Origin of the sequence: Acidaminococcus sp. (assembly GCF_050873445.1) — a bacterium.
Lineage (GTDB): Bacteria > Bacillota > Negativicutes > Acidaminococcales > Acidaminococcaceae > Acidaminococcus.
Genome location: NZ_JBNMIU010000086.1, coordinates 1 through 4,071, shown reverse-complemented (window position 1 = coordinate 4,071; position 4,071 = coordinate 1). Strand labels below are relative to the sequence as shown.

The window sequence follows — 4,071 nt, the reverse complement described above, 5'->3', positions numbered from 1 at the left end:
TCTCAATGGATACTAAACGACTCCTGGAGGGGATGCTGTATATCGGCGAGGTCAGCTCTGTGGACTCCAGTACCGGTATGGTGAGGGCAGTCCGCTCAGACAAGGAAAACAAGGTGTCCGGTGAGCTGGCCGTTTTGCAGCGGGGGTCCAGCAGCAGTAAAGACTACTGGCTCCCTGCTGTGGGTGACCAAGTGCTGTGCCTGCAGCTGCCGAACTTCTCGGGTAAGGGAACAGGGGACGGTTTCGTCCTGGGTACTTTCTACAGCAAAGTGGATGCTCCGCCTGACGGGGCCGCAGCAGGAACCCGGGTATTAAACCATCCTGGGGACATGACCATGACCATCGGCGGCACACTGACTATCCATGCCGGCACACTGGACATCCAGGGCGCCGGGGATGTAGTGGCCAGTGGCATATCGCTGAAGGGTCACACCCATGGTGGAGTGGAATCCGGCGGCAGTTCTACCGGCGGTCCCCAGTAGAGAGGTGAAACTATGTATATCGGTTATATGGGCCCCGTAGTTTTCCTGGCTGCTTCCACTTATACCCTGACGCCTTCCGGCGTGGGGCAGGAGGGGGAAGCCAGGTGGGCGGACCATGACCTTATCCATTACAAACCCGTCAGCGAGTTCCTGGGGCCGGGCCTGCAGTCGATTGCTTTTGACCTGATCCTGGCTAGACAGTACGGTGTGGATCCTGACGGCGCGGTGAAAATGCTGCGCCAGATGCGGGACATGGGCGTAGTGTTCCCGCTGATCATCGGAGGCCATCCGGTCAGCCAGAATTACTGGCGCCTGATGAGCCTGTCCGAGAGCGACAACTACTACGGCCCCACCGGGAACCGTATCTGGTGCAAGCTCCATGTACAGCTGAAGGAATACAGCACGGACAACTATACAGAGGAACAATCTAAGGTGGACCTGTATGGATCCATTGGTAACGTGCTGGCTACGGTCTTTTAAGGAGGTATGAGATGTCAAAGTCATATATTGTGGACGGGAATCCAGCAACAGTTGATTTTGCGCCGCGGGGGCTGGTAGAAGAAGTCCTGCAGAATGTGCGGACCATCCTCTCCACGGTGAAATATTCCGTACCTCTGGACCGGGAATTCGGCGTCAGTGGCAGCGTAGTGGACCTGCCTATGCCGCAGGCAAAGGCTATGCTCAGCGGGGAAATCTTTGCGGCTGTAAAAAGGTATGAGCCCCGGGCTATCATCCAATCCATTGACTTTTCAGGAGAAGAGAATGGGAAGCTGGTGCCTGCATTGGAGGTGAGAATCGTTGGATCTGAGTAAACTTGCTGATGTACGGTTTGCCGATTATGATTCGGAAACCGTGAAAAATACTGTGATTGACGCTTATCAGAAAATTACCGGGAGAACCCTGGCTGAAGGGGACCCGGTGAGGCTGTTCCTGCTGGCTGTTGCGGCCGTGATCGTGGAGCAGCGTTATCTGATTGACCAGGCCGGCAGGATGAATCTTTTGGCTTACGCCAAAGGAAGCTACCTGGATCACCTGGGGGCGCTGCTGGATGTGGAACGTATCCCGGCCAGGGCGGCAGAAGTAACAATGAAGTATACGCTGTCTACGGATGATATCGGAACCGCTTATACCGTTCCCAAAGGCACCCGGGTGACAGATCAGACAGGGAGTGTCTACTTTGCTGCAGACAAGGATACTGTAATCCCGGCAGGCGAGACGTCCGGGCTGGTACACTGCACCTGTACCCAGGTTGGTGAAATTGGCAACGGCTTTAAGGCAGGTGCTCTGGATCGCCAGGTTGATCCGCTGCCGTTTATGGCGACGGTGACCAATACCACCGTTAGCGCTGGGGGTGCCGATGCGGAAGCTGATGATCCATATCGGGAGCGTATCCATGAGGCGCCAGAGTCCTTTTCCGATGCTGGCTCCTATGGCGCCTATGCCTACTTCGCGAAGAGCGCTAACGCGAATATTGTCGACGTGAACGTATCGTCTCCGGCAGCTGGGGAAGTCCTGATCGTCCCTCTGCTGGCCAGCGGTGCCATCCCGGAGCAGGAAGTCCTGGACGACGTACTTGAGGTGTGCAGCGCGGAAAAGGTGCGGCCACTGACCGATAAGGTGACAGCCAAAGCACCCACCACCGTGTCTTATGACATCAATGCGGCCTATTACATTACCACCGATGATCGGGCTCAGACTACTGCCATCCAGGAGGCTGTGACGAAAGCGGTGAACCAGTATGTGTTATGGCAGAAATCGAAACTGGGACGGGATATCGACCCATCCAAACTTTATGAACTGATGGTTCAGGCTGGGGCCCGGAAGGTAACTGTAACGTCGCCGGCTATCAAGATCCTGCAGGCAACAGAGCTGGCAGTAGCAGGGAAGATAACGGTGAGCTTTTTAGGGGGGCAGATGAATGAGTAAGCTGAAGGATTTTGACCTGAAACTCGTCCTGCCATCCTCTATCTCTGGGGATAAAGGAGTGAAGGAGACAGCGGATGCGGTTTCTGAAGCCTTGAATGCTGTCACTGACCTTATTCCGATGGAACTGGTGTACAGCCGTATCGACAGCCTCCCGGAAGATATCTTGGATATTCTTGCCCGGCAGTTCCATGTAGATGACTACGACGACACGGCCAATATCGAAACCAAGCGCAGCCAGGTCAGGTCTGCTATCGCTATCCATCGATACAAGGGTACGGTATACGCTGTGCGACAGGTGGTTGATAACCTGGCTGGTGGTGCCAAAGTGAAAGAGTGGCCTGAATATAATGGCCAACCGTATCACTTCCGCGTGGAAGGTATGCCGGATGAAGTGCGGAACGGCACTGCAGTAGATAATCTTACCCGGGCCATTGATAATGCCAAAAATGTGCGTTCCTGGTTGGATGAACTTATCTGGTACAGGGAACTAAGCATGGTGAAGCGCCATGCCATAGCCACGGCTGTCCATAAGGATATCAATATTAGCCTTCCTACATTGCTACCCGTCAGCGTGGTGCAGACAAAACGGTTTATCATGGCCACGCAAGTTTTCAAGGAAATCTGGATAGGAGGAAAAAATGGCTAACTGGACTGGAGCAATCTTGACGAATAAAGGCCGCACCCTGGAAGCAAAGGTGACGGCCGGGAAATGTAAACTGGAGCTGACCAAGCTGAAGGTGGGGGATGGGACGCCATCCGACATCGAATCTATGACAGATCTCGTGTCCCCCAAGGCCAATATTGGCATCTCTTCCATTACACCTTTTGATACTGGGGTGTGCGAGGTTGAGGGCGTTATTACCAACGCCAATCTGGAGAAGGGCTTCTATATGCGGGAGCTGGGGGTGTTCGCCACTGATCCCGATGATGGGGAAATCCTCTATGCAGTGATGACGGACAGCCACGCTGACTACCTGCAAGCCAAAGGCAGCAGCACCGTCCTGTCTGTGGGACTCCACCTGCAAGTGATCATTACCAGCGCGGATGATGTGACGGCGGTACTGGATCCGAAGGGTTTGCTGCTGCGGCAGGACCTGGATAATCATGACAACAGTGAAAAAGCCCATCCCAGTCTGCTGCAGGTGACTCCTACAGCTGATAAGCCGGCTTCCATGTCCAGCAGAGGACTGTGGGTGGAGATTTTGGAGGTGTAATATGTTCAGGGTCAGGAACAATGTGATCTATCACATCAGAGGTGACACTGCTCGCTTTGCGATCAAGCTGTCAGATCCGGATGGGCAAGAAATCAAAGATTATACCGCAGTTCTGTCCGTGAAGAAACGGCTGCGGGATACGGACTTCCTTTTCCAGGTATCCGTTGAAGGTGGCATGGTACATATCCCGCATGAAATGACTCAGGGCTTACCTTATGGGGATTATGTATATGACATTGAAGTGCATCAGAAAAATGGTGATGTACAGACCATCGGTCCCTATGACTATCACCTGCTGCCGGATGTGACGACCTGAGGAGGTGGTTAGGGTGGAAAAGATTACCGCTGTCATCTCCGGGACAGAAAAAATTTCCTGCACCCTGGAAAAGCCGGCCGCAGATATCAGACTGGAAAAGCGGGAAGTCACTCCATCGGATGAAGTACAGCAC

At 53.8% G+C, this 4,071-nt stretch carries 7 protein-coding genes; all 7 read left to right on the top strand.

Going from position 1 to position 4,071, the window contains the following annotated elements:
• Positions 1-482: hypothetical protein (locus tag ACR0QW_RS10735; RefSeq protein WP_432643629.1), on the top strand; the 482-nt coding region annotated here is incomplete at its 5' end.
• Positions 483-494: 12 nt separating this feature from the next.
• A complete protein-coding gene (locus tag ACR0QW_RS10730; protein WP_432643628.1) occupies positions 495-962 on the top strand; it encodes a phage tail protein in 468 nt (155 codons plus the stop codon).
• Between the two features lie 11 nt (positions 963-973).
• On the top strand, positions 974-1,294 hold the full coding sequence (locus ACR0QW_RS10725) for a hypothetical protein (RefSeq protein WP_432643627.1): 321 nt from the start codon (positions 974-976) through the stop codon (positions 1,292-1,294).
• Positions 1,281-2,408, top strand: a complete 1,128-nt coding sequence (locus ACR0QW_RS10720; RefSeq protein ID WP_432643626.1) for a baseplate assembly protein — start codon at positions 1,281-1,283, stop codon at positions 2,406-2,408. Before ACR0QW_RS10725 ends, ACR0QW_RS10720 begins: the two co-directional genes overlap by 14 nt.
• Positions 2,401-3,054: a phage tail protein I gene (locus ACR0QW_RS10715; protein WP_432643625.1), complete on the top strand. Its 654-nt coding sequence runs from the start codon at positions 2,401-2,403 to the stop codon at positions 3,052-3,054. The genes ACR0QW_RS10720 and ACR0QW_RS10715 overlap by 8 nt, the downstream gene beginning before the upstream one ends.
• Positions 3,047-3,622 (top strand): phage tail-collar fiber domain-containing protein, encoded by a 576-nt coding sequence (locus tag ACR0QW_RS10710; RefSeq protein ID WP_432643624.1) that lies wholly within the window; start codon positions 3,047-3,049, stop codon positions 3,620-3,622. The genes ACR0QW_RS10715 and ACR0QW_RS10710 overlap by 8 nt, the downstream gene beginning before the upstream one ends.
• 1 nt (position 3,623) lies before the next feature.
• Positions 3,624-3,938: a hypothetical protein gene (locus ACR0QW_RS10705; protein WP_432643623.1), complete on the top strand. Its 315-nt coding sequence runs from the start codon at positions 3,624-3,626 to the stop codon at positions 3,936-3,938.
• The last annotated feature ends 133 nt before the right edge of the window (positions 3,939-4,071 follow it).

What these genes read in the sequence shown, in the direction of transcription:
- ACR0QW_RS10710 (WP_432643624.1), top strand. Translation starts at nt 3,047, where the DNA reads ATGGCTAACTGGACTGGAGCAATCTTGACGAATAAAGGCCGCACCCTG.
- ACR0QW_RS10730 (WP_432643628.1), top strand. Translation starts at nt 495, where the DNA reads ATGTATATCGGTTATATGGGCCCCGTAGTTTTCCTGGCTGCTTCCACT.
- ACR0QW_RS10715 (WP_432643625.1), top strand. Translation starts at nt 2,401, where the DNA reads ATGAGTAAGCTGAAGGATTTTGACCTGAAACTCGTCCTGCCATCCTCT.
- ACR0QW_RS10705 (WP_432643623.1), top strand. Translation starts at nt 3,624, where the DNA reads ATGTTCAGGGTCAGGAACAATGTGATCTATCACATCAGAGGTGACACT.
- ACR0QW_RS10725 (WP_432643627.1), top strand. Translation starts at nt 974, where the DNA reads ATGTCAAAGTCATATATTGTGGACGGGAATCCAGCAACAGTTGATTTT.